The sequence below is a fragment of the Nocardioides luteus genome, from assembly GCF_014648595.1.
Lineage (GTDB): Bacteria > Actinomycetota > Actinomycetes > Propionibacteriales > Nocardioidaceae > Nocardioides > Nocardioides luteus.
In genome coordinates, this window is record NZ_BMRK01000003.1 from 59908 (window position 1) to 84959 (window position 25052).

Here is a 25052-nt window from a genome sequence, read left to right on the forward strand (position 1 = left end):
CACCGATGTGCCCACTCGACCGACGCAGCTGACGTCTCGGCCGGTCAGAACAGGAGGGCGGTGCTCGGGTCCTCCACGATCCTCGCCACGTCCGCGAGGAAACGCGAGCCGGCTTCACCGTCGATGTGGCGGTGGTCGAAGCTGAGCGCGAGGGTGCAGACGTCGCGGGGCTCGATGCGCTCTTCGACCTCTCCGGTGGTCGAGCCTGTCGAGACCACCCAGGGCTGCCGCTTGACCGCGCCGACGGAGAGGATGGCCGACTCCCCCGGGTTGATGATCGGCGCACCTCCGTCGATGCCGAACGGGCCGATGTTGGTGATCGTGAAGGTCCCGCCCGTCTGGTCGGCCGGCGGGGTCTTGCCGGTGCGGGCCGTGGCGGTGAGCTCGTTGAGCGCGATGCCGAGCTCGACTAGCGACATCCGCTCGGCGCCCTTGATGTTCGGCACCTGGAGGCCCCTCGGCGTGGCTGCGGCGATGCCGAGGTTGACGTAGTCCTTGAACACGATCTCCTGGGCGGCGTCGTCCCACCAGGAGTTGATGATCGGGCTGCGCCGGATCGCCAGCAGCGCGGCCTTGGCCACGACCAGCAGCGGGCCGACCCGCACATCGGCGAAGTCGCGGTGCGCCTTGAGACTGGTGATCAGCTCGGAGGTGCGGGTCACGTCGACCGTCGTCCAGATGGTCACGTGCGGCAGCGTGAACGCGGAGTCGACCATCGCCTGGCCCATCTGCTTGCGCAGGCCCTTGATCGGCTCGCGGCGCTCGCCGCCGACCGACTCGACCTGGGCTGCTGGGGCGGGCGCAGCGGGCTCCGGGGCGTCGCCCAGTCCCTCCAGGTCGGCGGTGGTGATGACGCCGTCCTCCCGCTGCGGGGTCACGGTCGCGAGGTCCACGCCGAGGTCCCGCGCCAGCTTCCGGGCCGTCGGCTTGGCGAGCACACCGGCGCCGGCCGCGGAGCCGTTCTGGGTGGAGACGGTGCGGGAGCGGCGTACGACCGCGTCTTCCTTGGAGCCGTAGCCGACCAGCGTCAGCGGCTGCTCTGCCTCTGGCTCAGGAGCTGACGTCTCGGCGTCGATTTCTGACTTCTCGGGCTCGATTTCTGACGTCTCGGCGTCGGATTCTGACGGCTCGGCGGCGGCGTCGCCGATGCGGATGATCGGGGTGCCGACCTGGACCTCGGTGCCGACCTCGACGAGCAGCTCCTGGACGACCCCGGCGTAGGGCGAGGGGAGCTCGACGACCGATTTGGCGGTCTCGATGTCGCAGACGGGGTCGTTGACCTTGATCGTGTCGCCGACGGCGACGTGCCACCCGACGATCTCCGCCTCGGTGAGGCCCTCGCCGACATCGGGCAGCTTGAACTCCTGGGAGGTCACCACGCGAGGCTCCTGTCGACGGCGTCGAGGACCCGGTCGAGGTCGGGGAGGAAGTACTCCTCGGCACGGGCCGGCGGGTAGGGGGTGTCGAAGCCACCTACGCGGAGGACGGGCGCCTCCATCGAGTGGAAACAGGCCTCGGTGATGCGGGCGGCGAGCTCGGCGCCGAGGCCGAGGTTGACGTGGGCCTCGTGGACGACGACCGCCCGGCCGGTACGCCGCACCGACTCGACCACCGGAGCCATGTCCAGCGGGGAGAGCGCGCGCAGGTCGATCACCTCGACCGACTTGCCCTCTCCCGCTGCCGCCTCGGCCGCGGTCAGCGCGGTCTTCACGGTGGGCCCGTAGGCCAGCACGGTCACGTCGGAGCCCGACCGGGCGACCCGGGAGGCGAAGAGCGGTCCGGGGGTGGCGTCGACGTCGATGTCGGCCTTGGTCGAGTGGTAGAGCCGCTTCGGCTCCAGGAAGATGACCGGGTCGGGATGCTCGATCGCCTGCTGGATCATCCAGTAGGCGTCGACCGGGTCGGAGCAGGCCACGACCTTGAGGCCGGGCGTGTGCGCGAACTGCGCCTCCGGCGACTCGCTGTGGTGCTCGACCGCGCCGATGCCGCCGCCGAACGGGATGCGGATGACCATCGGCATCGCCACCCGGCCGCCGGAGCGGTAGTGGAGCTTGGCCACCTGGGAGACGATCTGGTCGTAGGCCGGGTAGACGAACCCGTCGAACTGGATCTCCACGACCGGCCGGTAGCCCCGCAGCGCGAGCCCGACCGCGGTGCCGACGATGCCCGACTCGGCCAGCGGGGTGTCCACGACCCGCGCCTCGCCGAAGTCCTTCTGCAGCCCGTCGGTGATCCGGAAGACACCGCCGAGCCGGCCGATGTCCTCGCCCATCAGGACGACCTTCGGGTCGTCCTCCATCGCTCGCCGGAGCCCGGCGTTGAGCGCTTTCGCCAGCGTCATCTTGGTCATCGCGAAGCCCCTTCCAGGTCGAAGGAGGAGAGGTAGGCCGCGTAGCCGTCGCGCTGCTCCTGCAGCTCCGGCGGCAGCTCGGAGTAGACGTTGTCGAAGAGGCGTACGGGGTCGGGCTCGGGCAGGTCGTGGATGCCGGCGCGCAGCCGCTCACCGAGCGCCTCGGCCTCCGCCTCGACCTTCGAGAAGAACGACGTCGAGGCGCCGCCGCCGCGACGGAGGTAGGCCTCCACGCGGGCGATCGGGTCCTTCAGCTTCCACGCCTCGACCTCGTCGGAGAGGCGGTAGCGGGTCGGGTCGTCGGTCGTCGTGTGGGCGCCCATCCGGTAGGTGTAGGCCTCGATCATCGTCGGGCCACCACCCTCACGAGCCCGCTTGAGCGCCGACTTCATCACCTCGTAGGTCGCGAGCACGTCGTTGCCGTCGACCCGGATGCCGGGGAAGCCGAACCCCTGGGCGCGCTTGTAGAGCGGCACCTTGACCATCTGGTCGACCGGCTCGGAGATGGCCCACTGGTTGTTCTGGCAGAAGAAGACCACCGGCGCGTTGTAGGAGGCCGCGAAGACCATCGCCTCGTTGACGTCGCCCTGGGATGAGGCGCCGTCGCCGAAGTGGGCCACGACCGCGGTGTCCCGGGTCGGGTCGCCGGTGCCGACGAGACCGTCCATCTGCACACCCATCGCGTAGCCGGTCGCGTGCAGCGTCTGGGCGCCGATGACGATCGTGTAGAGCCCGAAGTTGTGCTCGTCGGGGTCCCAGCCGCCCTGGTCGGTGCCGCGGAAGAGCCCGAGCAGCTGCATCGGGTCGACGTCGCGGCACCAGGCCACGCCGTGCTCGCGATAGGTCGGGAAGACGAAGTCCTGGGGTGCGAGCGCGCGGGCCGCGCCGATCTGCGCCGCCTCCTGGCCCAGCAGCTGTGCCCACAGGCCCAGCTCGCCGTGGCGCTGCAGCGCGGTGGCCTCGACGTCGAGGCGACGGGTCAGCACCATGTCGCGGTAGAAGCCGCGGACGGTCTCGTCCTCGGGCCGGTCGGGTGAGAACTCGAAGTCCGGGTGCGAGACCCGTTCTCCCTCAGGGTTCAACAGCTGCACCATGTCGGTGTGGCTGGGACTCGGATCCAGAAATTCAGTCATCACGCTTCCTTCACACGGGGTGGGGTTGCCACCGCTGGCTACGCCGATCACGGACTTGTGATCCGTGGCACACCGGCATAGCCACACGGTACTCGCCCCCGGTGAGCCACGGAGGTCAACCGAGTGCACCGACCGGGCCGGAAATACGGTGGTCGCACCCGTGGCGCGCCGTTAGAGTTGCCGCCCCGCGACGCCCGGAGGCACACGATGTCCGACCCGCACCCCCACAGTCAGGCCCTCGAGAGGCCCCGGACCCTGACGTACGCCGTCTACGGGATGTGGCTCGGCGGTGTGCTCGAGATCGCCTCGCTGCTCTCCCTGTTCACCCTGGACACCGCCGAGCTCGAGTCGACGATGATCTCGGAGATCGAGGGTCAGCCGACGTACGACTCCTCGACCCTGGACGCGCAGCAGCTGGTTGACGTGCTCATCCCGATCATCGTGGTCGGCGGCGCGGTCCTCGCACTGCTCTCGATGGGGCTGTGGATCTGGATGGCGGTGATGAACGGGCGGGGCCGCAACTGGGCGCGCGTGACCGCGACCGTCTTCGGCGCGCTCGCGCTGGCCGGCAGCCTGTCGAGCCTCGGCAGCGCAGCCGGCAGCGCAGCGCTCGGCGGCCCGGGCGTCCCCGGGTCACCACTGAGCATGGTGTTCGCGGTCGTGGACCCGCTGCTGGCGATCACGATCCTGGTGCTGCTGTGGCTGCGGCCGTCCTCGGCCTACTTCGCCGCCGTCAGCGCCGCCCGACAGCAGCAGCGCCACCAGCAGCAGGGCCACCAGCAGCAGACCGGCTACTACGCCGGCTGAAAGAAAGACTTCTTTCAGCCGAGGGCCTCACGCCCGTGCGGCTCGTCCCACCCGGACAGGTCCGGCCCGGCCGGGACGATCGAGGTGGGGTTCAGGTCGGTGTGGACGATGTAGTAGTGCGCCTTGATCTGCGCGAAGTCGATCGTCTCGCCGATCCCGGGGGTCTGGTAGAGGTCGCGCGCGTAGGCCCAGAGCGCGGGCATCTCGGCGAGCTTCTGCCGGTTGCACTTGAAGTGGCCGTGGTAGACCGCGTCGAAGCGCGCCAGCGTGGTGAACAGCCGGATGTCGGACTCGGTGAGCTGGTCACCGACGAGGTAGCGCTGCCCGGAGAGTCGCTCCTCGAGCCAGTCGAGAGCCGCGAAGAGGCGCTCGTACGCAGCGTCGTACGCCTCCTGGGAGCCGGCGAAGCCGCAGCGGTAGACGCCGTTGTTGACCTCGGTGAAGACCCGCTTGTTCACCTCGTCCATCTCCTCGCGGAGCTCACGCGGCCACAGGTCGGGGGCGTCCTCGGCGATGAAGTCGGTCCACTCGTGGAAGAAGTCGTGGGTGATCCACGGGAAGTCGTTGGTGACGACCTTGCCGGAGGACTCCTCGACGATCGCCGGCACCGTGATGCCGCGCGGATAGTCGGGATAGCGCTCGAAGTAGGCCTGCTGCAGCCGCTCGATCCCCAGGACGGGGTCGACCCCGCCCGGATCGAGGTCGAAGGTCCACGACCGGGCGTCGTGGGTGGGGCCGGCGAGGCCGAGCGAGATGACGTCCTGCAGCCCGAGCAGGTTGCGGATGATGATCGCCCGGTTGGCCCACGGGCACGCGGCGGCCGCAATCAGCCGGTAGCGACCCGGCTCGACCGGCCACAACGGCACGTCGCGCGGCCCGAACTCCGGTGTCCGCGCGTCCTTGGTGATCCGGTCCGGGATGTAGTTCATGTCCCGGTTGAACTCGTTGCCCGGCTCGATGTACGTCGCCTGCTGCCCCATGGGCCTCACCCTAGGGCTCGGTTGACCCTTGAACCAACGTGTCCACGAAGTCGAGCTTGTCCAGCACGGCGGGCGGGATCACGAAGGGATAGAGATCCTCGTGGCCCATCGACCGGTTGATCACGTTCAGCGCGGCCGAGAGCGGCACCCAGACGTCGGTCACGACCTGGCGGAACGGCATCCCGTCCGGCACCGGGTCGGCCAGCCCGTACGCAGCGGCCGACCCGAGCGTGTCGCGGATATGCAGATAGTGAGCCCAGGTCTCGGCGAAGTCCTCGAAAGGGTGCATCGTGGCGTAGGTGGAGATGTAGCGCTCCGCCCAGCCGTCCGGCGGGCCTTGCGAGTAGTGGCGCTGCAGCGACTCGTCGTAGGAGACCGACTCGTCGCCGAAGACCTCGGTGCAGCGCGCCATCAGCTCCGGACCGCGGACCAGCTGCCACTCGAAGTAGTGGCCGACCTCGTGACGCAGGTGACCCAGCATGGTGCGGTAGGGCTCGTCGAGCCGCATCCGGACCTGCTCGCGGTAGGCGTCGTCGGACTCGGCGAGGTCGATCGTGATCACGCCGTTGTCGTGACCGATGACCACGTCCTGGCTGGCGGCGTCGCCGTCGCTGGCGAGCATGTCGAAGGCGAGGCCCTCCTGCGGGTCCTGCGCCCGGGTGCGCAGCTCCAGACCGAGCGAGTCGAGCTCGACCACGAGATGGCGTTTGGCCTGCTCGGCACGGGAGAACTGGTCCCAGACCCGGTCGGGCGCAGCGTCGTTGGGGCGGGTTCGGGTCAGCTCGCAGGCGAAGCACATCTGCCCCTCGATGCGGGCCAGCCAGGTGCAGCCGGTGTCGACGGCGTTGGCGCAGACCCACCAGATGTAGCCGTCTCGATCGACGTACCTGCCCTCGGGCGAGACCGGGACGATCTCGCGGTCCTCGCGGAAGTAGGCGAGACGGGTGCCGCAGGAGACGCACGCGGAGTTCTCGAAGTAGAGCCGGTTGCCGCACTCCCGGCAGGTGAACGCCTTCATGCCTCCATCATCCGCCTCAGCTGATCCCCCAGCTGTCGACGCGCCAGACGCCACCCTCCCGGACCAGCTCCACGCCCAGCGACTCGTCGGGGACCGGACCGCTCTCGGAGGCGTAGGAGACCGCGACCGTGACCCGGGCGAAGTCCCCCTGGATCTCGGGCTCGCCGAACGTCAGGGTGCGGCTGACCGCCCGGCGTCTGGGGTCGGCGTAGGTGCGCTTGCCCTCGGCGGCGTCGATCATCGCGCTGGCCCCACCGTCGTCGAGGAGCTGGTCGCCCTCGTCGGAGGCGAGCTCGTAGAGGGTCGTGACGGAGTCGGTCTCCATGAACTCACGGCTGACCTCGGCCGGGTTGGAGTCGCGCGCGAGCAGCCAGAGCGTGAGCGCGATCAGAGCCGCGGCCACCACCAGCACACCGGAGATCTGTGCCCCACGTCGCCAACGGCTGCCGCGGGTCACGATGCTCGCCCGCTGCGGGTGGCCCCCACGATCAGATACAGGCACGAGCAACACCGTAACTTCACTCCTGCTGGTCGGGGGCCACATCGACGGAGACGGTCAGCGTCGAGGTGGTGGCCTCGGTGTAGATGACCCCCTTCGCCGGAGGGACATCGGCATAGTCGCGACCCCAGGCGACGCTCACGTAACGATCATCGGCTCTGGTGTCGTTCGTCGGGTCGAGGGCGAGCCACTGGCCCGACCCCGCGCCGTTGAGGTCCGCCCCGAGGTGGGGCAGCCACACCTCCACCCAGGCATGGGAGGCATCGGCTCCGACGAGCCGCGGCTTCCCCGGTGGCGGGGTGGTGGCGAGATAGCCGGAAACATAGCGGGCCGCGAGGCCGTGCGCTCGCAAACAGGCCAACATCAGGTGGGCGAAATCCTGGCAGACCCCACCGCGGGCCGCGAAGACCTCCGGGATGGTCGAGGTGACGGTGGTGGCCGTGTCGTCGTAGTCGAACCCGGCGTGGACCCGGTGCATCAGATCCTCCGCCGCCTCGACGAGCCCTCGCCCCTCGGTCAGCGACACCGCACCGAAGTCGTACGCCTCCTGGGTCTGCTCCACCAGCGGCGAGGCCACCGCCAGGTCGGCCGCACGCCAGGCGCCGGGAAGGGCCGTGTCGGCCAGCGGCCGGGCTCGCTCCCACGGCTGGTCGAAGGCGGTCTCGTCCCAGGTCGGGCCGGTGACGTCGACGACCGACGTGGCCGAGATCTCCAGCCGCCGGTGGGGCTGGAGCACCTGGAAGTAGGTCACCGTGTTGCCGTAGAAGTCGACGTCGGTCGACTGGTCGGCGGGCGCGGGGGTGATCCGCACCTGCGTCGTCTCGACGTGCTGGTGCGGCAGCTCCCGCGGCGTCACGTTGGCGATCCCGACCGAGTCGGTGACGTCGTCGTCGTAGGCGTAGACGGTGGTGTGGTCGACCGTGTATCTCATCGGTGCACCGCCGGGAGCGCGTTGAGGGGCCGTGGGGCCGGGCCGGTGGTGAAGTGGAGGTCGCTGATCGCCTCGGCGAGCCGGACCAGCTGGGCGTGGACCTGGTCGAGGAAGGCCTCCAGGTTGGGCCGGCCGACGCCGCCGATCGCGACCAGGCCGGCGACCTCGGTGCGGTCGACCGTCTCGATGAGGTCGTCGAGGAGCCGCTCGGGGCGCGAGGAGCCGGTCGACCCCGGGAGCTGGTCGAGATGGAGCCGCAGCTCGTGGAGACAGAAGGCGAGGGAACGCGGGTTGTCGCGGTCCATGATCAGCAGGTCGAGCACTCCCCCGGTGCGTACGTAGCCGCGGTAGCGGCGGCGGTGGGTGACCGCCGACTCGGCCGAGGTGAGCACCGCGTCGAGCACGGCGCGGTCGACCTCGAGGCCACGGCGGACCGTCGTGGTGGCCCGGAGCAGCTGGCACAGCTGCATCGCCCGCTCCAGGAACCGGCCCATCCGGATCGAGTGGTAGCCCTCGTCGCGGATCATGCTCGCCACGATCCCCTGCATCGCCAGGATCCCGTGCAGCATCTCGGCTCCCGACTCAGCGATCTGGAGCGAGTGCGGGTTGTCCCACAGCTCCTGGGCCGCTCGGTCGGCGGAGGTGAAGATCCGCCAGACGTCGGGGCTGAGCTGGTCGCGTACGCCGCTGAAGGCACGCCGCAGCGCGACCAGCGACTGCGCCGCCGACCCGGGGCGGTCGGCGTCGAGCAGCAGCGAGCGGAGCTCGGCGTCGATCTCGGCGTGGACGTGTCCGACCAGCCTGCCGAGCGCGCCCCGCATCACCTCGACACCGACGTCGGCCGACGTCTGTGGCCGCGTGGGTCCGGCCGGACGATCCGGCGCCTCGGCCAGCGCCTGGGTGGCCAGGACGAGCCGGACGAGGTCCTCGGCACGCTCCGCGTAGCGCCCCGACCAGAACATGTCCTCCAGCGCACGCGGCACGAGCACGGTGACCGAGCGGGTGTGGGTCATCGGGAGCACGTCGGCCAGGCCCTGGTCGGCAGCCTCCGGCGACTCCTTGAGCACCCAGACGTCCTTGCTGCACGGCGGCAGGCCGCTGTCGTCGGCGCGGACCGAGGCCAGCCCGCCGACCAGCGGCCGGTAGGCGGAGCCGTAGCGGAGCGAGAAGGTGCGCAGCGTCAGCGGACGACCGACCGCACCGCGGCCCTCCGCCCAGGTCGGCGCCCGGGAGAGCGTGATCTGCTCCTGACCGACGAAGCGATAGGGGTCCGCGGCGATCCGGGCGAGGAGCTCCTCGGGGGTGCCCTCGACGATGGCGCCCTCGAGCGTCCGCACGACGAGGTCCTGGCCGGCCAGCCGCTGCTCCACCTCCGCGCGCTGGACCGGGTCACCGCACCACCAGGTGGCGATCGAGCCGAGCCGCAGCGGCTCGCCCAGCAGGGCCTCGGACGCGGCCGGCAGGTAGGGGACGAGGCCGGGGTTCTCGAGCACCCCGGCACCGAGCCCGTTGACCACGCGCACGGTGCCGCGGCGTACGGCCTCGATCAGGCCGGCCACGCCGAGCCGGCTGTCGCCGCGGAGCTCGAGCGGGTCCGACCAGGTCGCATCGACCCGCCGCAGGATCACGTCGACGCGCTCCAGCCGGTCGCCGTTGCCGCGCATCAGGACCTCCCCGTTGCGGACGGTCAGGTCGGCGCCCTGGACCAGCGGGAAGCCCAGGGTCGAGGCGAGGAACGCCTGGTCGTAGGCGGTCTCGGAGTGGGTGCCCGGGGAGAGCACGACGACCCGGGGGTCGGCCTGGTCGCCGGGGGCGGACTCGAGGAGGGCCGACCGCAGGGCGGCGAAGTAGGGCTCCATCCGGTGCAGCCCGGCGTCGCGGTGGAGCTCGGGCAGGACCCGGCTGACCACCCGCCGGTTCTCCATCGCGTAGCCGATCCCGCTCGGCGCCTGGGTGCGGTCGGCGAGCACCCGCCACTCGCCGTCAGGGCCGCGGCCGAGGTCGGTGGCGGCCAGCACGAGCGGCCGCGGGTCGTGGTTGCTCGGCCGCGCGACGGCGCGGTGGAAGCCGCGATGGCCGAAGACGACGGCAGCCGGCACGATCCCGTCGGCGAGCAGCCGCTGCGGCCCGTAGAGGTCGACGAGCATCGCGTTGAGCAGCTCGGCGCGCTGGACCAGACCGACCTCGAGGGTGCGCCACTGGGTGGGGTCGATGACGAGCGGCACCGGGTCGAGCCGCCACGGCTGGGGCCGCGCGCCCGGGCGCAGGTAGGTCACCCCGTCGTCGGCGAGGAACCGCTCGACGTCGTGGCCGATCCGGCTCAGCGTGGCCGGCGTGATCGAGAGGGCCGTCTCCGCCATCGGCTTCCAGGCCGGGCGCAGGGTGCCGTCGGGTCCGACGACCTCGTCATAGGGCCGGCTGTCCGGTCGGCCGTCGGGTCGACCGTCGGGCCGGCCGTCGGGTTGGTCGGTCGCAGCGCGGAGGCCGAGCGCTTCGGCGTACTCACGGAGGACCGTCATGGGTCAAGACTGGCCGATCCTCGGCGTGCAGCGCCAACCAACCGTCTCAGTCGAACCAGACCCCCACGCCGAAGGCGCACAGACCGAAGCGGACCGCCCGTCCTGCGAAGCACACCGCCACGAAGAGCACCCGGTTGGTGCCTGCCACCCCGGCGGCGAGCGCGAGCATGGCGAGCGGAGGTACGCCGGCCACCCCCGCCGCGACGAGCAGCGGCGTCGCCGTCCGGGGCCGGGCGAGCTCGACGACGGCGCGGTCCCACCACCGGCGGCCCTTCGACCCGTCCCGCTCCTTCTCGGCGCCGCGCGCGAAGCGCTGTCCCCACCACTTGCCGCCGCGCCCGGCGGCCTCGTAGATGATCAGCTTCCCGGTCGTCTGCCCGAGCGCGAGCCCGAGGACCGCCACGAGGGCGGTCGGCCAGGAGCCGGCGGCACCGGCCACCGCGGCGTAGGCCTCGGCGTTGAAGATCGGCACCAGGGCGGAGACCACTCCGTAGCCGGTCGCGGCCAGAGCCTGCCAGACCTGGTCGAGCATCTCAGCTCAACGCCAGCAGCCGGGCGACGCGTACGGTCGACCAGACCTTGACCGCGAAGATCGCCACCGCGACCGTGGACGCCACCCAGAGGAAGACCGGCCAGGTCAGCCCGAGGACGACCATGAGCACCACGCCGGCGGTGTTGGCGGCCTTGGCGGGGTGGGACCAGTTGAGCCGGAACACGCGCTCGTCGATCTGGTGGAAGTAGTTGGGGCTGACCACGTGCGGCCAGCACAGGAAGCTGAGCGAGAGCATGAAGTCCAGCACCATGAAGTTGGCCAGGAAGATCGCGACCGGCGGCCAGGCCTCCGGCGCGTGCGCGATCAGACCGACCGCCAGGAGGCAGGTCGAGGCCCGGTCGCAGACGCAGTCGAAGACCGCACCGATCTTGGTCTCCTGGTCCAGCCTGCGGGCGAGGTAGCCGTCGAGCGAGTCACCGGCCCAGTAGCAGACGTACGCCACCCCGAGCATCGGCAGGCTGTCGACCACCACCGCGGCGATCCCGAGCCCGAGCGCGACCACGGTGCGTGCCACCGTGACCGTGTTGGGTATGGACACGAGCCGCTCCCGCAGAACCGGTCGTGGCGCCGTCACAGCAAGTGTCATGGCGGTGACGGTACTCACAAGAGGCCCGCCCGCGAACCAGTTGACGCAGATCCAGGGGGTGTTTCGCGGCCAGGTTCAGGGTCAACCCCGAGAGAAACGGCCCATCAGCTCGATGAAGCGGGTGTTGGCCTCGGGCTCGCCGATCGAGACCCGCACCCCCTCGGGCGGGTAGGGGCGGACCATCAGACCGGCCTCGTCGGCCGCCGCGGCGAACTCCTCGCAGCGCTCGGCCGAGTCGAAGGCGAACCAGACGAAGTTGCCCTGGGCGTCGGGGATGTCCCAGCCGGCGGCGCGTACGCCCTCGACCACGCGGGTGCGCTCGGTGATCAGGTCGTCGACGCGGGCGAGCAGCTCGGCCTGGCGCTCGAGCGAGGCGACGGCGGTCGCCTGGGCGACCACGTTGACGCCGAACGGCAGCGCCATCGCGCGCAGCGTGGCCGCGATCGGCGCCGGTGCGAAGGCGTAGCCGACCCGGAAGCCGGCCAGACCGTAGGCCTTGGAGAAGGTGCGCAGGACGACCACGTTGGACCGGCTGCGGTAGGTGGCGATGCCGTCGATCGCGTCGTCCATCCGGACGAACTCGGCGTAGGCCTCGTCGACCACGACCAGCACGTGCTCGGGCACCTTCGCGAGGAAGGCGTCGAGCTCGGTCTGGGTGACCGAGGTGCCGGTGGGGTTGTTGGGGCTGCAGACGAAGACGACCTTCGTACGCTCCGTGATCGCCGCCGCCATCGCCTCGAGGTCGTGCTCACCGCTGGCCGTGACCGGCACCTTCACCGCGGTCGCGCCGGCGGCGAGCACTGCGATCGGGTAGGCCTCGAAGCTGCGCCAGGCGAAGACGACCTCGTCGTCGGGACCGCAGTAGGCCGAGATCAGCTGGAAGATCAGGGCCACCGCGCCGGTGGAGAGGGCGAGCTCCTCGGCAGGCACGTCGTAGGCCTGCGCGAGGGCGTCGTAGAGCTCGGTGTTGCCGGCGTCGGGGTAGCGGTTGACCCGTCCGGCCGCCTCGGCGGCGACGTCGAGGACGCCGTCGAGGGGCGGGTAGGGGTTCTCGTTGGAGGAGAGCTTGTAGGTCACGAGCCCCGGTCGCTCGGCCGGCGGCTTGCCCGCGACGTAGGCGGGCATGGCGGCGACACTGGGACGAGGCTGCGGGGTGGTCATGATCACAATTCTAGGTGGGGACGACCTCGCCGCCGTAAACCACGGGAACGTCCCGGCCGACCACGATGTCGAGCGGGTTGGTGACGCAGCGGACCGATCCGCCGCCGAGGTGGAACTCGCTCATGTCGACGATCCGGATCGTGAATCCCCAGCCCTCGAGGATCGGTCGGATCCGGTCCGGGCAGGCCGGCATCACGATGGTGCGACCGATGACGATCGAGTTGGCGGCGAAGGTGGTCAGCGCCTCCTCCTCGGTGATCACCAGTGGCTCGTCGATCATGGCCAGGAGCGCCTCCGCCGACTCCGGCGCGAGCGCGTCCGGGCAGATGATCGCGCGGCGGTCGTCGAGCGGGCAGAAGGCCAGGTCGAGGTGGTACATCCCCGAGTGGGTCGTACGCACGCTCAGCACCCGCACACCCATCTCGGTCGCCAGGGTCTTGAGCGCCATCTCGTCGGTGCGCGGGCCGGTGCCGGCGACCAGGTGGCCCGCGAACGGGAAGACGTCGCCGGCCTCGAAGGTCGGACCCACGCCGTCCTTGCCGACGTACGCCGCGCTCCACCCGTGCTCGGCGAACCACTCGATCGCGGAGCGGGTCTCGTTGCGGCGCTCGGGGAAGCGCATGTGGGACAGGAGCACGTGGCGCCTGCCCAAGCGGAGCCCGAGGCGATCGGCGGATTCCTCGGCGAGGGTGGCCGCAAAGCCCAGGTTCATCGCGTAGACCATGTCGGGGCTGTCCTCGCGCGGCGCGATGACGTCGACGCGTCCGCCCAGCTCCTCGATGGTGGCCTTGAGGGTCTCCCACTGCGCGCGAGCACGCGCCGGATCGGGCTGGATATCGGTGTCCATGAACGGGTTGATGGCGTAGTCGATGCGGTAGTGCGTCGGCTCTGTCATCAGGTAGTGACGGCCCCAGCTCAGCGAAGTGCTCACTCGTAACCCCTCTCGGTTCAGATCGAAAGATCGCCAGATCGTCCGATTGCCTGATTGTCTGACAATCGTGTCCCGATAGGTTAGGGCATGAACGGCCATCACCGGAAGACAGAGCAGGTAGGACAATGGGCCCCATGGTGAAGCAGAGCTCGAAGCAGTCCGACGCCTTCGAGTCGCTCGCCCTGGACGAACCGGCCTCGACGGTCGACCGCGTGGCCGACGAGCTCCGCCGGGCGGTCTTCGAGGGCGAGCTCGAGTCCGGCACCCCGTTGCGGGAGCACGGCCTCGCCGAGTCGCTGGGCGTCGGCCGCTCGACCGTCCGCGAGGCGCTGACCATCCTCGTCGCCGAGGGCCTGGCCACCCGCGCCCCCAACAAGGGGGTCGCGGTCGCGAGCCCCGAGGCCGCCTCGGTCCGCGACGTCTGCGCAGCCCGCTGGGTGCTCGAGGGGGCCGGGGTCCGCAACTGGCTCGACGCCTCTCCCGAGGCCCGCCGCGCGGTGCACGAGTCGCTCGAGGCGTACATCTCTGCGGTGCACTCGGAGTCCTCCAGCTATCGCGAGCTCAACGAGCGCCACCTCGCCTTCCACCTCTCGCTGGTGGCGCTGACCGAGTCGCCGCGGCTGGTCGCGATGCAGGAGCAGCTGGTGCTCGAGCTCAAGCTCGCGCTCGCCCAGGTCGACCGCATCCGCCGCAACGCCCACGACCAGGCCGAGGACCACGCCGCGCTCGTCCGGCTCCTGGACGCCGACCGCATCCACGACGCGGAGCGGTTCCTGGAGAACCACCTCTCCGACGCGGCCCACTCCATCTGCAAGGCGCTCGAGCTGGAGGGGTAGAAACCAACACGGTCTCCACACCTGGCGCCCGCCCCTTACGTACGCCCGGCAGGCCTGCCAGACTCACCAGCATGCGCATCGTCACCTGGCTCATCACCAACGCCATCGCTCTGGCCGTGGCGACCTGGCTCGTCGGCGGGATCTCGTTCGACGGCCCGACCAGCGGCATGGCGGAGGTCAAGGAGAAGCTGCTCCCGCTGCTCCTCGTCGCCCTCGTCCTCGGCATCGTCTCGGCGTTCGTGAAGCCGATCCTGAAGGTCCTCGCCTTCCCGTTCATCCTGCTCACCCTGGGGTTGTTCCTGCTGGTGATCAACGCGGCGATGCTCGGTCTGACCGCATGGATCCTCCCGGACAGCGTCGGTTTCCACGTCGACGGATTCTGGGCGGCGGTGCTGGGCGGCATCATCATCTCGATCGTCGGCTGGGCCGTCGACCGCGTCTGGCCGGACAGCGACGACTGAGACCAATTCGGGCATCCGCCCCGCATTCTTGGTCAAAATGTAAAACTCGGGCCATGAAGATCGCGGTCGTCTGCCTGGGCAACATCTGCCGTTCTCCGATGGCGGAGGTGGTGCTGCGGGACCGTCTCGACGGTGCCGGGCTCCAGGACGTCGAGCTCGTCTCGGCCGGCACCGGCGGCTGGCACGCCGGCGAGAAGATGGACCGTCGGGCGGCCGCGACGCTGCTCGAGGCGGGCTACGACCCCGAGCGTCACCGGGCCAAGCAGTGGCCCGTCGGGGACCCGGAGACCTACGACCTCGTGCTCGCCATGGACGCCGACAACTTCGCTGATCTGGCTGGTCAGGCGCCGCCGAGCGGGCTGCGGATGTTCCGTGATTTCGATCCCGAAGGGCCCGGGGACGTGCCCGACCCCTATTACGGTGGTGCCGAGGGGTTCCGGGAGGTGCTGGCGATGGTGGAGCGCACGAGCGATGCGATCACCGCGTCCCTGGCCGCGTCGAGGCCGGGTTCGTGACCCGGCAGCCCGCGGTCGCCCGTCGCGCCGAGCAGCTGCTCGGGGCGGCGGTCGTGAGCACGTCTCCGGTCGCGGGCGGTGACATCTCGACCGCGACCAAGATCCGGCTCAGCGACGGCTCGCTGGTGCTGATGAAGGCGCTCTCGCCGGCTCGCGACGACTTCGTCGCCGCCGAGGTCCGCGGCCTCCGCTGGCTGGCGGAGTCCGGCACGGTGAACGTCCCCGAGGTGCTCGCCGCCGAGGCCGACTGCCTGGTGCTCCGATGGATCGAGCCCGGCCGCCCCAACGCCGAGACCGCCGAGGAGCTCGGCCGCGCGCTCGCCGGCCTGCACAGCACCCCGGTCGCCGGCTTCGGTGCCGAGCGGGACGGTTTCATCGGCCGGCTGCCGATGCCCAACAAGCCCACCGAGACCTGGGCCGAGTTCTACGCCGTACGCCGCCTGCTCCCCTATCTCCGCGCCGCCCGCGACCGCGGCGCCATCGACGCCGACGGCGCAGACTGCGTCGAGCAGGTCGTCGGGAAGCTCCCGTCACTGGTCCCCGAGGAGCCGCCCGCGCTGCTCCACGGCGACCTGTGGAACGGCAACGTGCTCTGGGACCGCGGCGGCGACGCCTGGCTCATCGACCCCGCCGCGTACGCCGGTCACCGCGAGGTCGACCTCGCCATGCTCGCCCTCTTCGGCCTCCCGCATCTGGAGCGCGCCATGGCCACCTACGAGGAGACGACTCCCCTCGCCGAGGGCTGGGAGGACCGACAGGGTCTCCACCAGCTCTTCCCGCTGCTCGTCCACGCCGCGATGTTCGGTGGCGGCTACGGCTCCCGCGCCGCCACGGTGGCCGCCCGCTACCTCTGACCCGCCGCGCCGAGAAGTCAGAAATCGACGCCGAGAGGTCAGTTCTCGACCGCGAAAGGTCGATCTCGCCGCCTCAGCCCGGGAGGTATCGCGGTGAGTCACCGGCAAGATGCAGAAAGGGCGCTCGATCTGCGTTCCCGCAGATCGAGCGCCCTTGTCTGATGGCGGTGACGGTGGGATTTGAACCCACGGTAGGTCTCCCTACACAACATTTCGAGTGTTGCACCATCGGCCGCTCGGACACGTCACCGCCGAATAAGTTACAACCTCGGGGTGCCTTCGTCTAAATCGGGGGTGGCTCGCTGGGCACCGAAGAAGTCCTCCAGCAGAACCCGCTGCTCATCGGCCATCAGCCCGGCCACGACCTCGGGTCGGTGGTTGAGCCGGCGGTCGCGTACGACGTCCCACAGCGAGCCCACCGCACCGGCCTTGTCGTCGAAGGCGCCGAAGACGATCCGCTCCACCCGAGCCAGGACCGCGGCGCCGGCGCACATCGTGCACGGCTCCAGCGTCACCACGAGCGTGCAGCCCTCCAGGCGCCACTCGCCACGCGTCTTCGCCGCCTCGCGCAGCGCGACGACCTCGGCGTGCCCGGTGGGGTCGGCCTCGGCCTCGCGTACGTTGCGGCCGGTGCCGATCACGACCCCGGAGGGGTCCACGACGACGGCGCCGATCGGTACGTCGCCGGTCGCCAGCGCAGCGCGACCCTCGTCGAGAGCGGCCCGCATCGGGCCCTCCCAGCGGGCGGTCGGGGTCACGCGGGAGTGAGACCGACGACGTCGTCGAAGGCCTCGCCGCAGCCGATCGCGCGGGCGATCTCGGAGAGCGTCTCGTCGGGGTAGAGGTCCTCCTCGAACATCTCGTCGATGAGGATGCCCATGTCGACCGCGCTCATCCCGAAGTCGGCGAGGATGCCGAGGTCACCGGCGGGATCCGCCTCTTCCTCCTCCTCGACCTCCTCCGGCAGCGGCAGCCCGAGCACGTCGAGAGCCGACGCCGCCAGCTCCCACTCGTCGGCCGCGGTCACGTCGGAGAGCAGCACCTTGGTGGCCGCACCGGAGACTCGGACGATGAGGAAGAAGTCCTCGTCGATCGCCGCCATCGCGATCGCGCCGCCGTCACCCGGGAAGCGGTGGAGCGCGTGCGTCAGAGTCTCGACATCGGTCAGCAGGTCACGCGCGAGCTCGCGCACGACCCAGGTGCCGTTCTCGCGATACATCGCGACGGCGAAGTCCACACTCTCGATCTGCTCCAGCTGATCAGACACACGACCAGAGTGACACCGAAACCGCCCTGGGTCTAGGGGGAATTGGTGACCGCGGGGGCATCCGATCGTAGGGTTCAGCCCATGGAGACCCTCGTCGTGGACCACCCGCTCGTCGCCCACAAGCTCACCACGCTTCGCAACAAGGAGACCGACTCGTCGACGTTCCGGCGTCTCGCCGACGAGCTCGTCACCCTGCTCGCCTATGAGGCCACCCGCGGCGTCCGGGTCGCTCCGGTCGACATCGTCACGCCGGTGTCCGCGACCCAGGGCGTACGCCTCACCGACCCGCAGCCGCTGATCGTCCCGATCCTCCGGGCCGGTCTCGGGATGCTCGACGGGATGATCCGGCTGCTGCCGACCGCCGAGGTCGGCTTCCTCGGCATGGTCCGCAACGAGGAGACGCTCGAGGCGACCACCTACGCCGAGCGTCTCCCCGCCGACCTCTCCGGGCGGCAGTGCTACGTCGTGGACCCGATGCTCGCCACCGGTGGCACCCTCGCCGCGGGGATCGACTTCCTGGTCTCGCGCGGCGCCGACGACATCACCGCCGTCACCCTGCTCGCCGCCCCCGAGGGCATCGCCGCCCTGGAGAAGGCCCTCGACGGCATCGAGGCCCCCGTTCGCCTCGTCACCGCCGCCCTTGACGAGAAGCTCGACGAGAACGGCTACATCGTCCCCGGTCTCGGTGACGCCGGCGACCGTCTCTACGGCGTCGCGGGCTGAGCCACGCTGGTCGGTGGGTCCGGTGGTCGAGCCTGTCGAGACCCTCGCACAGTAGGAGGTCTCGACAAGCTCGACCACCGACGGCTCAGGCCTTGAGCGCGACAGCTTCCTCGACGACCGGCTGCTCCTCGGCGGGCTCGGAAGCCTGCTCGTCCTCGGCCTTCCGGCGCGCACGAGCGCGGAAGGGCCAGGTGAGGAGCTGGTCGAGGGTGATTCGGCCGGGAGCGACGAGGCCGAGCGCGAGGGCGGCGACACCGAGTGCGGCCGGGAGCTCCCAGCCGCCCTGGTCGACGAAGACCTCGGTGGTGCGGTGGGCGTACCAGATCGCTCCGGCCATCTGACCCGCCAGCACGATCCCGACGATCGGTGCGAAGAGGCCGAGCACGAGCAGGCCACCGCCGACGAGCTCGACGTAGGTCGCCACCTGTGCGGCGATGGCGGGCTGCGGAACTCCGAGGCCGCCGAGGAACTGCTCGGTGCCGGCGAAACCCTGGTCGTACTTCTGCCAGCCGTGCGCGATGAAGATCCCGCCGACCACCACCCGGGCGGCCAGCAGCACGACATCGTTGAAAAGCCCGGTGTAGGCGTTGCGCCCCACTCGACGACTCATGTCCGGTTCTCCTCTGTCAGGTCAGAACGAGCCGCACACGGTAGCGGGGTCCGAGCCCGGGCGTTACCGCCCGGGGCTTTCGTCTCAGCTGAGGGGACCGTCCCCGAACGGGAAGGTCGCGACGGTCTCGTAGACAGGACGCTTGCGCGGACCCTCGCCCAGCCGGGAGTGCACCAGGTCGAAGGACGACACGGTCCAGGCCGGCCCGCGGTACGCATCGAGCAGCCGCACCCAGTTGCTGAGCTCGGTCGGCGAGCCGGTGCGGGCGACGGTCAGGTGTGGCCGGAAGCGGCCTCCGTCGACCTCTACCCCTGCCTTGACCAGCGCGTTCTTGGCGCCGGCGGCCACCCGGTCGAGCTCTTCGCCGGCGTCGGTCTCGACCCCGGCGTAGAGCACCTTGCCCTCGGCGACGTTGGGGAAGGCGCCGCCTCCGGTGACGCTCATCTCGAAGGGAGTGCGCCGCCCCGCGGCCGTCTCCAGCCGCTCGATCGCGTCATCGAGGGACCTGTCCGGGACGTGCTCGGCGAAGGCGAGCGTCAGATGGAGCTGGTCGGCAGTCGACCAGCGGAAGGTGGCCGCGTCGCGGCGTACGGACAGGAACTCGTCGAGATCTTCGATCACCGACTCCGGCGGCACGACCGCCACGAACATTCGATTCATCGCTGTCCATTGTGCCGGGCGGGGCCGACAGGATCACGTGGGTTATCGGGCACGGATGCGATGCGACACCCCGGCCCTGGACGGGGGTGCCGCATCGCGTTGAGACGTCAATCGATCGGCTCGAAGATGCTCGTCGGGAGGACTGCCCGGTCGGCAACCTCGACGGCCTCCTGCTCGACACCGAGGTAGTGGTTGCTCACCTCGGGATCGTTGAGAAGCCCGTCGGAGCTGTCGGCGCGGACGATGACTCCGTTCTCCACGATGACTCCGCGCTGCGAAACTCCCAGTGCAGCGCCGGCGTTCTGCTCCGCGAGCAGCACGCCGACACCACTCTCGGTCAGCGTTTCGAGGACGCCGAGGATCTGCTCGACGATCTGTGGCGCCAGACCGAGCGACGGCTCGTCGAGCAGCAGGTAGGCCGGCTGCCGCACCAGCGCGCGTGCGATCGCGAGCATCTGCTGCTGTCCGCCGGAGAGCAGCCCTGCCGGGCGGGAGGCGAAGTCACGCAGGACGGGGAACATCGAGAGCACCTGCTCGAAGCGCTTCGACTGCTCCGCTGCGCTCAGCCGGGTCCCGTGCAGACCGACCTGGAGGTTCTGCTCGACGGTCAGCTCCGCGAAGACCTGCCGGCCGGCAGGGACCAGCGAGATCCCTCGCCGCGTACGCCGGGCTGCATCGAGCGCGGTGACGTCGTCGCCGTCCAGCAGTACCGCACCGGTGACGGCACGGTGCACGCCGGCGACGCTGTGCAACAACGTGGTCTTGCCGGCACCGTTGGCGCCGAGCAGCGCGACCACCTCACCGGGCGCGACGTGCAGGTCGACCTCGCGTAGGACACCGACCCGGCCGTACCGGGCGGAGAGGTTCTTCAGCTCGATCATGAGGCGACTCCCAGGTAGGCCTTGCGGACAGCCGCGTCCTCGCGAACGGTGCTCGGCACGTCGTCGGCGATCACCTTGCCGGCGTCCATCACCGTGACCTGGTCGCTGATCGCCAGCACCAGGGACATGTTGTGCTCGATCAGCACCATCGTCACCCCGCCCTCCCGCACGGCGTGCAGGACGTCGGCGAGCTCGCGGGTCTCACTGTCGTCGAGACCTGCCGCAGGCTCGTCGAGGAGCAGCAGCTTGGGCGCACCGGCGAGACCGCGCGCCACCTCCACCAGTCGTTGCGCACCGGCCGGAAGGTCAGTGGCCCTGCTGTCCGCGAAGCGGGTCAGGTCGAGAAAGCCGATCAGCTCGTCGGCACGCGAGCGGAGCTCGCGTTCCTCCCGCCGGGTCCTCGGCAGGCGCAGAGCGTCGGAGAGGAAACGGGCCCTGGTGAACCGGTACGCCCCGAGCATGACGTTCTCCCGCACGGTCAACGAGGGCACCAGGCGCGCGGACTGGAAGGTCCGCATCAGCCCGAGCGAGGGCAGGTCGCGAGGCGAACGGCCGACCAGCTGGTGGCCGTCGAAGTCGACGGTCCCCATGTCTGGCTTGGTGAAACCGGTGACCAGGTCGAGCAGAGTCGTCTTGCCGGCGCCGTTGGGACCGATCACCGCACGGATCGTCCCCTGCTCGACCTCCAGGTCGACACTCTGCACGGCCGCGACGCCGCCGAAGCTTCGGCTCAGGCCGCGTACTGTCAACAGTGGGCTCATCTCTGCTCCTTCGCGTGGGACGGGGCGGGGCGACGGAGGGCTCCGACGGCATCGCCGATCGCACCCCACAGGCCGCCTGGGAAGTAGGTCATCACCACGATCAGCACGAGGCCGGCGAACAACGGCACCCAGGTGGCGAAGGTCTGGCCCATCTGCGGGACACCCTGGATCACCAGCGCGCCGATCAGCGGCCCGAAGGCGCTGCGTGAGCCGCCGATCGCCACCATGATCACGATGCTGAAGGCGACCGTGACCGTGATGATCTCCGGGGAGAAGAACCGCAGGTAGAAGGCGTACAGGCTGCCGGCCAGGGAGGCCGTCATCGCCGAGATGGCGAACGCGACGGCCTTGTAACGCGAGGCGTTGATGCCAAGCATCCCGGCCGCGACCGAGTCGTGGCCGACCGCGGCCAGTGCGCGGCCCGTCTGCGACGTGCGCAGGTTGGTGGTGATCCAGGCAGCGATGCCGCCGAGCACGACCAGCAGGTAGAAGTTGGCCTGATCCGAGAAGACCTCGTAGCCGAAGAGGCTGAGACTCGGGATGTCGACCATCCCCGACGGACCACCGGTGACCGAGATCCAAGCTGTACTCAGCGCCGCGGTGGCGACCGCGAGACCGAGCGTGGCCAGCGCGAAGTAGTAGCCGCGAAGCCGCAGGAAGGCAGCACCGAAGATCAGCGCCAGTCCGCCGCAGAACAGGGCCAGCACGACAGCAGCAAGCGCAGTCGGCCACTGCCACTTCAAGGTGAGCAGACCGGCACCGTACGCACCGATCGCCATGAACAGGGTCTGGCCCAGCGAGACCTGGCCCGCCTGCCCGATCAGCGGCGTGAGTCCGATGCAGGCCAGGTAGAAGATGCCGACGGTGACCAGCAGACTCATCTGGGTCGGAATCAGGTAGGGCAGCGCGAGCGCCGCCAGGGCGCCGACGGCGAGACCGAGCCAGGTCCGCCCGGTCGCAGCGCTCACGCGTACCGGAGCAATCTGAGCGACAGTCATCGACGCACCCTTTCCGGAGTTCCGAAGATGCCCTGCGGGCGGATCACGAGGACGGCCACGAGCAGGGCGATCGCGGTCAATTGGGCGAGGTCGGCGTTCCAGTAGCGGCCGAACACGCCCTGGAGCAGACCTAGGAGCAGGCCACCGGTGACCGCACCCATGTTGCTGCCGAGACCACCGACGACGGCAGCGATGAAGCCGGCGACGGCGTACGGGGTGACGGTGGTGAACTGCAGGAACGTGATCGGGACGATCGTGGTGCCCGCCAGCGCGGCCATGGCACCCGCGAGGCCGAAGGCGATCAGCCGCATCCGGTCGACGCGGATACCCTGCAGCGCGGCCGCGCCCGGGTTGGAGGCGGTGGCCCGCATCGCGAGACCGATGTCGGTCTTCGTGAGCAGGAGCCACAGGCCCAGCACGGAGACGGCGAGGGCCCCGGCGAGCCAGAAGTACTGCGTCGGCAGGCTCAACCCGGCCACCTTGACCGGAGCGTCGCCGGTGAAGGCCGGCATCGTGTAGGGAAGATTCCCCCAACCGATCAGGAGGAGGCCACCGACCGCCTGGAGCATGCCGACAGTGACCAGCAGCAACCGCTCCGGGGTGGCCCTCTTGGCGGCGGGCTGGATGACGATCTGAGCGACCCCGATCATGCCGACCGAGAAGATGACGACCATGATCGGCAGCGTGGCCAGCGGGCTGATGCCCAGTCCGCTCTGCAACGAGACCGCGCAGAGCGCGGCCAGCACGACGAAGCCGCCCTGAGCCAGGCTGATGATGCGACTGATCGAGTAGATCACCGACATGCCGAGCGCGATCAGCGCGTACACGCACCCGTCGGCGAGACCGCCGAGGATGGACTGCAGGTAGTCGCTCATTCGACTCCTCCGATGAACTCGAACCCGTCCTTGGTCGCCTGCACGATCGCGACATCCTTCTCGGCGAGGCCGCGGTGGTCCTCGCGTGAGAAGTTGTACGTCCCGACGACCCCGTCGAAGTCCGTGATCTTCTCCAGCTCGGCACGCGCCTGCGCGGCGTCGCCCTCGGCCCGCTCCAGCGCCTCGGCGACCAGGTGGACACCGTCGTAGGCGACGCCCGGACCGAAGTCGGGCTGCTCACCGTGCGCCGCGACGTACGCGTCGTGGTAGTTCGCCTCGATCTCGCGCACCTCGTCGTTCGGGTACTCCGCGGGATCCCAGAAGTCGCGCGTCGCAGGGATCAGGAGCGGGTCGGGGAGGAAGTTCTGGACCCGGTCGACGAAGGCATAGGTCAGGTTGCCGTCGGTGGTCGCGACCGGGACGTCCAGGCCGACCTGGCCCATCCCCTTGAAGGCGACACCTGCGCCCGCGCCCGTGGCCCAGACGACCAGCGCCTGCGGCTCGTGCCGGGCGATCTGCTGCAGCTGCGCGGTCACCGACACCGCGTCAGGGCTGAAGGTCGCCTCGCCCGCGAGCTCCATCCCGTCGACCGCATCGATCGCTGCCTTGGTGGACTCGGCACCCTCCGCACCGGAGGAGTCGGTCTGGGTCAGCAGGCCGATCCGGGTGATGCCCTGGCTCTTCCAGTAGTCGACCAGCCGGCTGGTCAGGTCGTGCGTCGCGACGCTCGCCGACCACTGCCATCCACCCGGCTCGGGCTTGAGGCCCGGCGAGAGGCAGTAGTTGACCACCTGAGCGCTCTCGGCCAGCGGGCCGATGGCCTTGCACGGACCGGACGTCGAGGGCCCGACGAACGCATCGACCCGGCCGAGCATCTTGCGAGCCTGGAGCACCGCTTGGGACGGATTGCTCTGGTCGTCGGCGGTGATCAGCTCGAGCCGCTGACCGTTGACACCACCGTCGGCGTTGATCTGCTCGACGGCCAGCTCGGCGCCCCGCACCTCTCCGATCCCGAGCTGACTGCCGGGGCCGGTCTGGCTGGCTATCAAGCCGATCCGGATGGCCTCGCCCTCTGCGGCCGCCACGGCAGAACATCCCGAGAGCGCCAGCGCGGCGGCCACACCGAGCGGCCCGAAGAGCCGTGCTCGCGGCCGCGTCGCGGTCATCGCACTCATAAAAGATTTCCTCTCTGAAGAACTGGATTCTGTTCTACAGTGAGCGCCGTCACAGGTCAAGGGTCGCGTTCACACTTTTGCTTGGCTCCGGTCGTCGCACCTCCTACAACCCGAAGGGCCCTGCCGACGGGAGTCGGCAGGGCCCTTACCAGGGGATTCAACGCGTCATCTCAACTCTGTCTCCAGGTCGGCTACCGCCTTGCGAGCAAGCCCGGCCATCTCCTTGCGCCGCTTGACGTTCATCCGGCTGATCGGCACCGAGATGTTGAGCGCGGTGGGCATAGGAGCGCCGCCGACCGGCACCGCGACCGACCAGACACCCTCCTCGCTCTCCTCGTCGCTGATCGCGAAGCCCTGAGCCCGGATGGTGGCCAACTCACCCAGGAGGGCAGTACGAGTCGCGACGGACTTCGACGTCTGCTGCGGCAGCGCCTCATCGGGATAGAGCGCGATCACCTGGGCGTCGTCGAGGGTCGCCAGCATCGCCTTCCCGGTCGACGTGCAGTGTGCCGGCATCGCTCCGCCGGAACGCGAGGCGACCCGCACGGCGCGGGGGCTTTCCAGAGAGTCGAGGTAACGCACCGTTGCCCCCTCGAGGGTGCCGAGGTGAACCGTCTCGCCGGTCGCTTCGTTGAGCTTCTCCAGAACAGGGCGGGCGAGATCTCGGATGTCGAGCCGACGCAGCAGCGCGAACGCGATCCGGTCCAGCGACGGTCCCGGCTCGTATGCCTTGGTGCTCGGATCCTGCCGGACGAAACCGCGATACTGCAGCATCGCCAGCAGGCGGTGGGCTGTCGAGGAGGCGACACCGAGATACTGGCTCGCCTCGGTGAGCCTCAGCGAACGGCGCTCGCTGAGGAGCCAGAGCAGCCGCAGGGCGTTGTCCACCGACTCGATCGGATACTGCGGAGGAGCCGAGTGCTCGGGCGCGGAGGGGAAGCCGTCAGTGGTCGCTGTCACGAGAGAAC

The 25052-nt window shown here is 70.0% G+C and carries 28 protein-coding genes and 1 tRNA gene; 6 read left to right on the top strand and 23 right to left on the bottom strand.

Annotated features, from left to right (window positions below; genetic code table 11):
- Window positions 1-44: 44 nt before the first annotated feature.
- The 3 genes from IEY81_RS04725 to pdhA are packed head-to-tail and all read right to left on the bottom strand — an operon-like array spanning window position 45 to window position 3483.
- On the bottom strand, window positions 45-1376 hold the full coding sequence (locus tag IEY81_RS04725) for a dihydrolipoamide acetyltransferase family protein (protein ID WP_373292220.1): 1332 nt from the start codon (window positions 1374-1376) through the stop codon (window positions 45-47).
- Window positions 1373-2350: an alpha-ketoacid dehydrogenase subunit beta gene (locus IEY81_RS04730; RefSeq protein WP_189117313.1), complete on the bottom strand. Its 978-nt coding sequence runs from the start codon at window positions 2348-2350 to the stop codon at window positions 1373-1375. Before IEY81_RS04730 ends, IEY81_RS04725 begins: the two co-directional genes overlap by 4 nt.
- Window positions 2347-3483, bottom strand: a complete 1137-nt coding sequence (gene pdhA, locus IEY81_RS04735) for a pyruvate dehydrogenase (acetyl-transferring) E1 component subunit alpha (RefSeq protein WP_189117314.1) — start codon at window positions 3481-3483, stop codon at window positions 2347-2349. Before pdhA ends, IEY81_RS04730 begins: the two co-directional genes overlap by 4 nt.
- Window positions 3484-3690: 207 nt before the next feature.
- Between pdhA and IEY81_RS04740 the strand changes: the two genes are divergently transcribed.
- Window positions 3691-4290, top strand: a complete 600-nt coding sequence (locus IEY81_RS04740; protein ID WP_189117315.1) for a hypothetical protein — start codon at window positions 3691-3693, stop codon at window positions 4288-4290.
- 14 nt (window positions 4291-4304) lie between these two features.
- On the opposite strand, the gene IEY81_RS04745 is transcribed toward IEY81_RS04740, so the two are convergent.
- From IEY81_RS04745 to IEY81_RS04785, 9 genes are all read right to left on the bottom strand, one after another.
- Window positions 4305-5270, bottom strand: a complete 966-nt coding sequence (locus tag IEY81_RS04745) for a glutathione S-transferase family protein (protein ID WP_189117316.1) — start codon at window positions 5268-5270, stop codon at window positions 4305-4307.
- A 10-nt stretch (window positions 5271-5280) separates the two neighbouring features.
- The gene (locus tag IEY81_RS04750; protein ID WP_189117317.1) at window positions 5281-6288 is read right to left on the bottom strand and encodes a zinc-binding metallopeptidase family protein; all 1008 of its coding nucleotides are present in this window, start codon (window positions 6286-6288) and stop codon (window positions 5281-5283) included.
- A gap of 16 nt (window positions 6289-6304) precedes the next feature.
- Window positions 6305-6790, bottom strand: a complete 486-nt coding sequence (locus tag IEY81_RS04755; RefSeq protein ID WP_189117318.1) for a hypothetical protein — start codon at window positions 6788-6790, stop codon at window positions 6305-6307.
- A gap of 16 nt (window positions 6791-6806) precedes the next feature.
- Window positions 6807-7718, bottom strand: coding sequence for a transglutaminase family protein (locus tag IEY81_RS04760; protein ID WP_189117319.1), 912 nt, complete (start codon window positions 7716-7718; stop codon window positions 6807-6809).
- Window positions 7715-10237, bottom strand: coding sequence for a circularly permuted type 2 ATP-grasp protein (locus tag IEY81_RS04765; RefSeq protein WP_189117320.1), 2523 nt, complete (start codon window positions 10235-10237; stop codon window positions 7715-7717). Before IEY81_RS04765 ends, IEY81_RS04760 begins: the two co-directional genes overlap by 4 nt.
- A 46-nt stretch (window positions 10238-10283) precedes the next feature.
- Entirely contained in the window at window positions 10284-10769 is a 486-nt protein-coding gene (locus tag IEY81_RS04770) for a hypothetical protein (protein ID WP_189117321.1), read from the bottom strand.
- 1 nt (window position 10770) lies between these two features.
- On the bottom strand, window positions 10771-11328 hold the full coding sequence (locus tag IEY81_RS04775; RefSeq protein WP_229787354.1) for a CDP-alcohol phosphatidyltransferase family protein: 558 nt from the start codon (window positions 11326-11328) through the stop codon (window positions 10771-10773).
- Window positions 11329-11457: 129 nt separating this feature from the next.
- Complete coding sequence (gene hisC, locus IEY81_RS04780; RefSeq protein WP_189117323.1) at window positions 11458-12537, bottom strand: histidinol-phosphate transaminase; 1080 nt, start codon at window positions 12535-12537, stop codon at window positions 11458-11460.
- Window positions 12538-12547: 10 nt separating this feature from the next.
- The gene (locus tag IEY81_RS04785; RefSeq protein ID WP_189117324.1) at window positions 12548-13468 is read right to left on the bottom strand and encodes a dimethylarginine dimethylaminohydrolase family protein; all 921 of its coding nucleotides are present in this window, start codon (window positions 13466-13468) and stop codon (window positions 12548-12550) included.
- A gap of 134 nt (window positions 13469-13602) precedes the next feature.
- Here IEY81_RS04785 and IEY81_RS04790 point away from each other — a divergent pair, with 134 nt between their 5' ends.
- The 4 genes from IEY81_RS04790 to IEY81_RS04805 all read left to right on the top strand — a co-directional run bounded on the left by IEY81_RS04790 (window position 13603) and on the right by IEY81_RS04805 (window position 16134).
- A complete protein-coding gene (locus tag IEY81_RS04790; RefSeq protein WP_189117325.1) occupies window positions 13603-14304 on the top strand; it encodes a GntR family transcriptional regulator in 702 nt (233 codons plus the stop codon).
- A gap of 71 nt (window positions 14305-14375) precedes the next feature.
- A complete protein-coding gene (locus IEY81_RS04795; protein ID WP_189117326.1) occupies window positions 14376-14765 on the top strand; it encodes a phage holin family protein in 390 nt (129 codons plus the stop codon).
- 53 nt (window positions 14766-14818) lie between these two features.
- A complete protein-coding gene (locus IEY81_RS04800; protein ID WP_189117327.1) occupies window positions 14819-15280 on the top strand; it encodes a low molecular weight protein-tyrosine-phosphatase in 462 nt (153 codons plus the stop codon).
- On the top strand, window positions 15277-16134 hold the full coding sequence (locus tag IEY81_RS04805) for a fructosamine kinase family protein (protein WP_189117328.1): 858 nt from the start codon (window positions 15277-15279) through the stop codon (window positions 16132-16134). The genes IEY81_RS04800 and IEY81_RS04805 overlap by 4 nt, the downstream gene beginning before the upstream one ends.
- Before the next feature lie 162 nt (window positions 16135-16296).
- Here the strand turns inward: IEY81_RS04805 and IEY81_RS04810 are convergent.
- The 3 genes from IEY81_RS04810 to IEY81_RS04820 all read right to left on the bottom strand — a co-directional run bounded on the left by IEY81_RS04810 (window position 16297) and on the right by IEY81_RS04820 (window position 17401).
- Window positions 16297-16384, bottom strand: a tRNA-Ser gene (locus IEY81_RS04810).
- 10 nt (window positions 16385-16394) lie between these two features.
- Entirely contained in the window at window positions 16395-16862 is a 468-nt protein-coding gene (locus tag IEY81_RS04815) for a nucleoside deaminase (RefSeq protein WP_189117627.1), read from the bottom strand.
- A gap of 26 nt (window positions 16863-16888) precedes the next feature.
- A complete protein-coding gene (locus IEY81_RS04820) occupies window positions 16889-17401 on the bottom strand; it encodes a tRNA adenosine deaminase-associated protein (protein WP_189117329.1) in 513 nt (170 codons plus the stop codon).
- Between the two features lie 81 nt (window positions 17402-17482).
- On the opposite strand from IEY81_RS04820, the gene upp reads away from it, so the two are divergent.
- Complete coding sequence (upp, locus tag IEY81_RS04825) at window positions 17483-18124, top strand: uracil phosphoribosyltransferase (RefSeq protein WP_189117330.1); 642 nt, start codon at window positions 17483-17485, stop codon at window positions 18122-18124.
- 85 nt (window positions 18125-18209) lie between these two features.
- On the opposite strand, the gene IEY81_RS04830 is transcribed toward upp, so the two are convergent.
- The 8 genes from IEY81_RS04830 to IEY81_RS04865 all read right to left on the bottom strand — a co-directional run bounded on the left by IEY81_RS04830 (window position 18210) and on the right by IEY81_RS04865 (window position 25044).
- Window positions 18210-18734, bottom strand: a complete 525-nt coding sequence (locus tag IEY81_RS04830; protein WP_189117331.1) for a DoxX family protein — start codon at window positions 18732-18734, stop codon at window positions 18210-18212.
- Window positions 18735-18818: 84 nt separating this feature from the next.
- Complete coding sequence (thpR, locus tag IEY81_RS04835; RefSeq protein WP_189117332.1) at window positions 18819-19394, bottom strand: RNA 2',3'-cyclic phosphodiesterase; 576 nt, start codon at window positions 19392-19394, stop codon at window positions 18819-18821.
- 107 nt (window positions 19395-19501) lie between these two features.
- The gene (locus IEY81_RS04840; protein ID WP_189117333.1) at window positions 19502-20275 is read right to left on the bottom strand and encodes an ABC transporter ATP-binding protein; all 774 of its coding nucleotides are present in this window, start codon (window positions 20273-20275) and stop codon (window positions 19502-19504) included.
- Window positions 20272-21036 carry an ABC transporter ATP-binding protein gene (locus IEY81_RS04845; protein ID WP_189117334.1) on the bottom strand — a complete coding sequence of 255 codons (765 nt, stop codon included), beginning with the start codon at window positions 21034-21036 and terminating at the stop codon, window positions 20272-20274. Before IEY81_RS04845 ends, IEY81_RS04840 begins: the two co-directional genes overlap by 4 nt.
- A complete protein-coding gene (locus tag IEY81_RS04850; protein ID WP_189117335.1) occupies window positions 21033-22034 on the bottom strand; it encodes a branched-chain amino acid ABC transporter permease in 1002 nt (333 codons plus the stop codon). The genes IEY81_RS04845 and IEY81_RS04850 overlap by 4 nt, the downstream gene beginning before the upstream one ends.
- Window positions 22031-22909 carry a branched-chain amino acid ABC transporter permease gene (locus IEY81_RS04855; RefSeq protein WP_189117336.1) on the bottom strand — a complete coding sequence of 293 codons (879 nt, stop codon included), beginning with the start codon at window positions 22907-22909 and terminating at the stop codon, window positions 22031-22033. The genes IEY81_RS04850 and IEY81_RS04855 overlap by 4 nt, the downstream gene beginning before the upstream one ends.
- Window positions 22906-24084: an ABC transporter substrate-binding protein gene (locus tag IEY81_RS04860; RefSeq protein WP_189117337.1), complete on the bottom strand. Its 1179-nt coding sequence runs from the start codon at window positions 24082-24084 to the stop codon at window positions 22906-22908. Before IEY81_RS04860 ends, IEY81_RS04855 begins: the two co-directional genes overlap by 4 nt.
- A 165-nt stretch (window positions 24085-24249) precedes the next feature.
- Entirely contained in the window at window positions 24250-25044 is a 795-nt protein-coding gene (locus IEY81_RS04865) for an IclR family transcriptional regulator (RefSeq protein WP_189117338.1), read from the bottom strand.
- Between the last annotated feature and the right edge of the window lie 8 nt (window positions 25045-25052).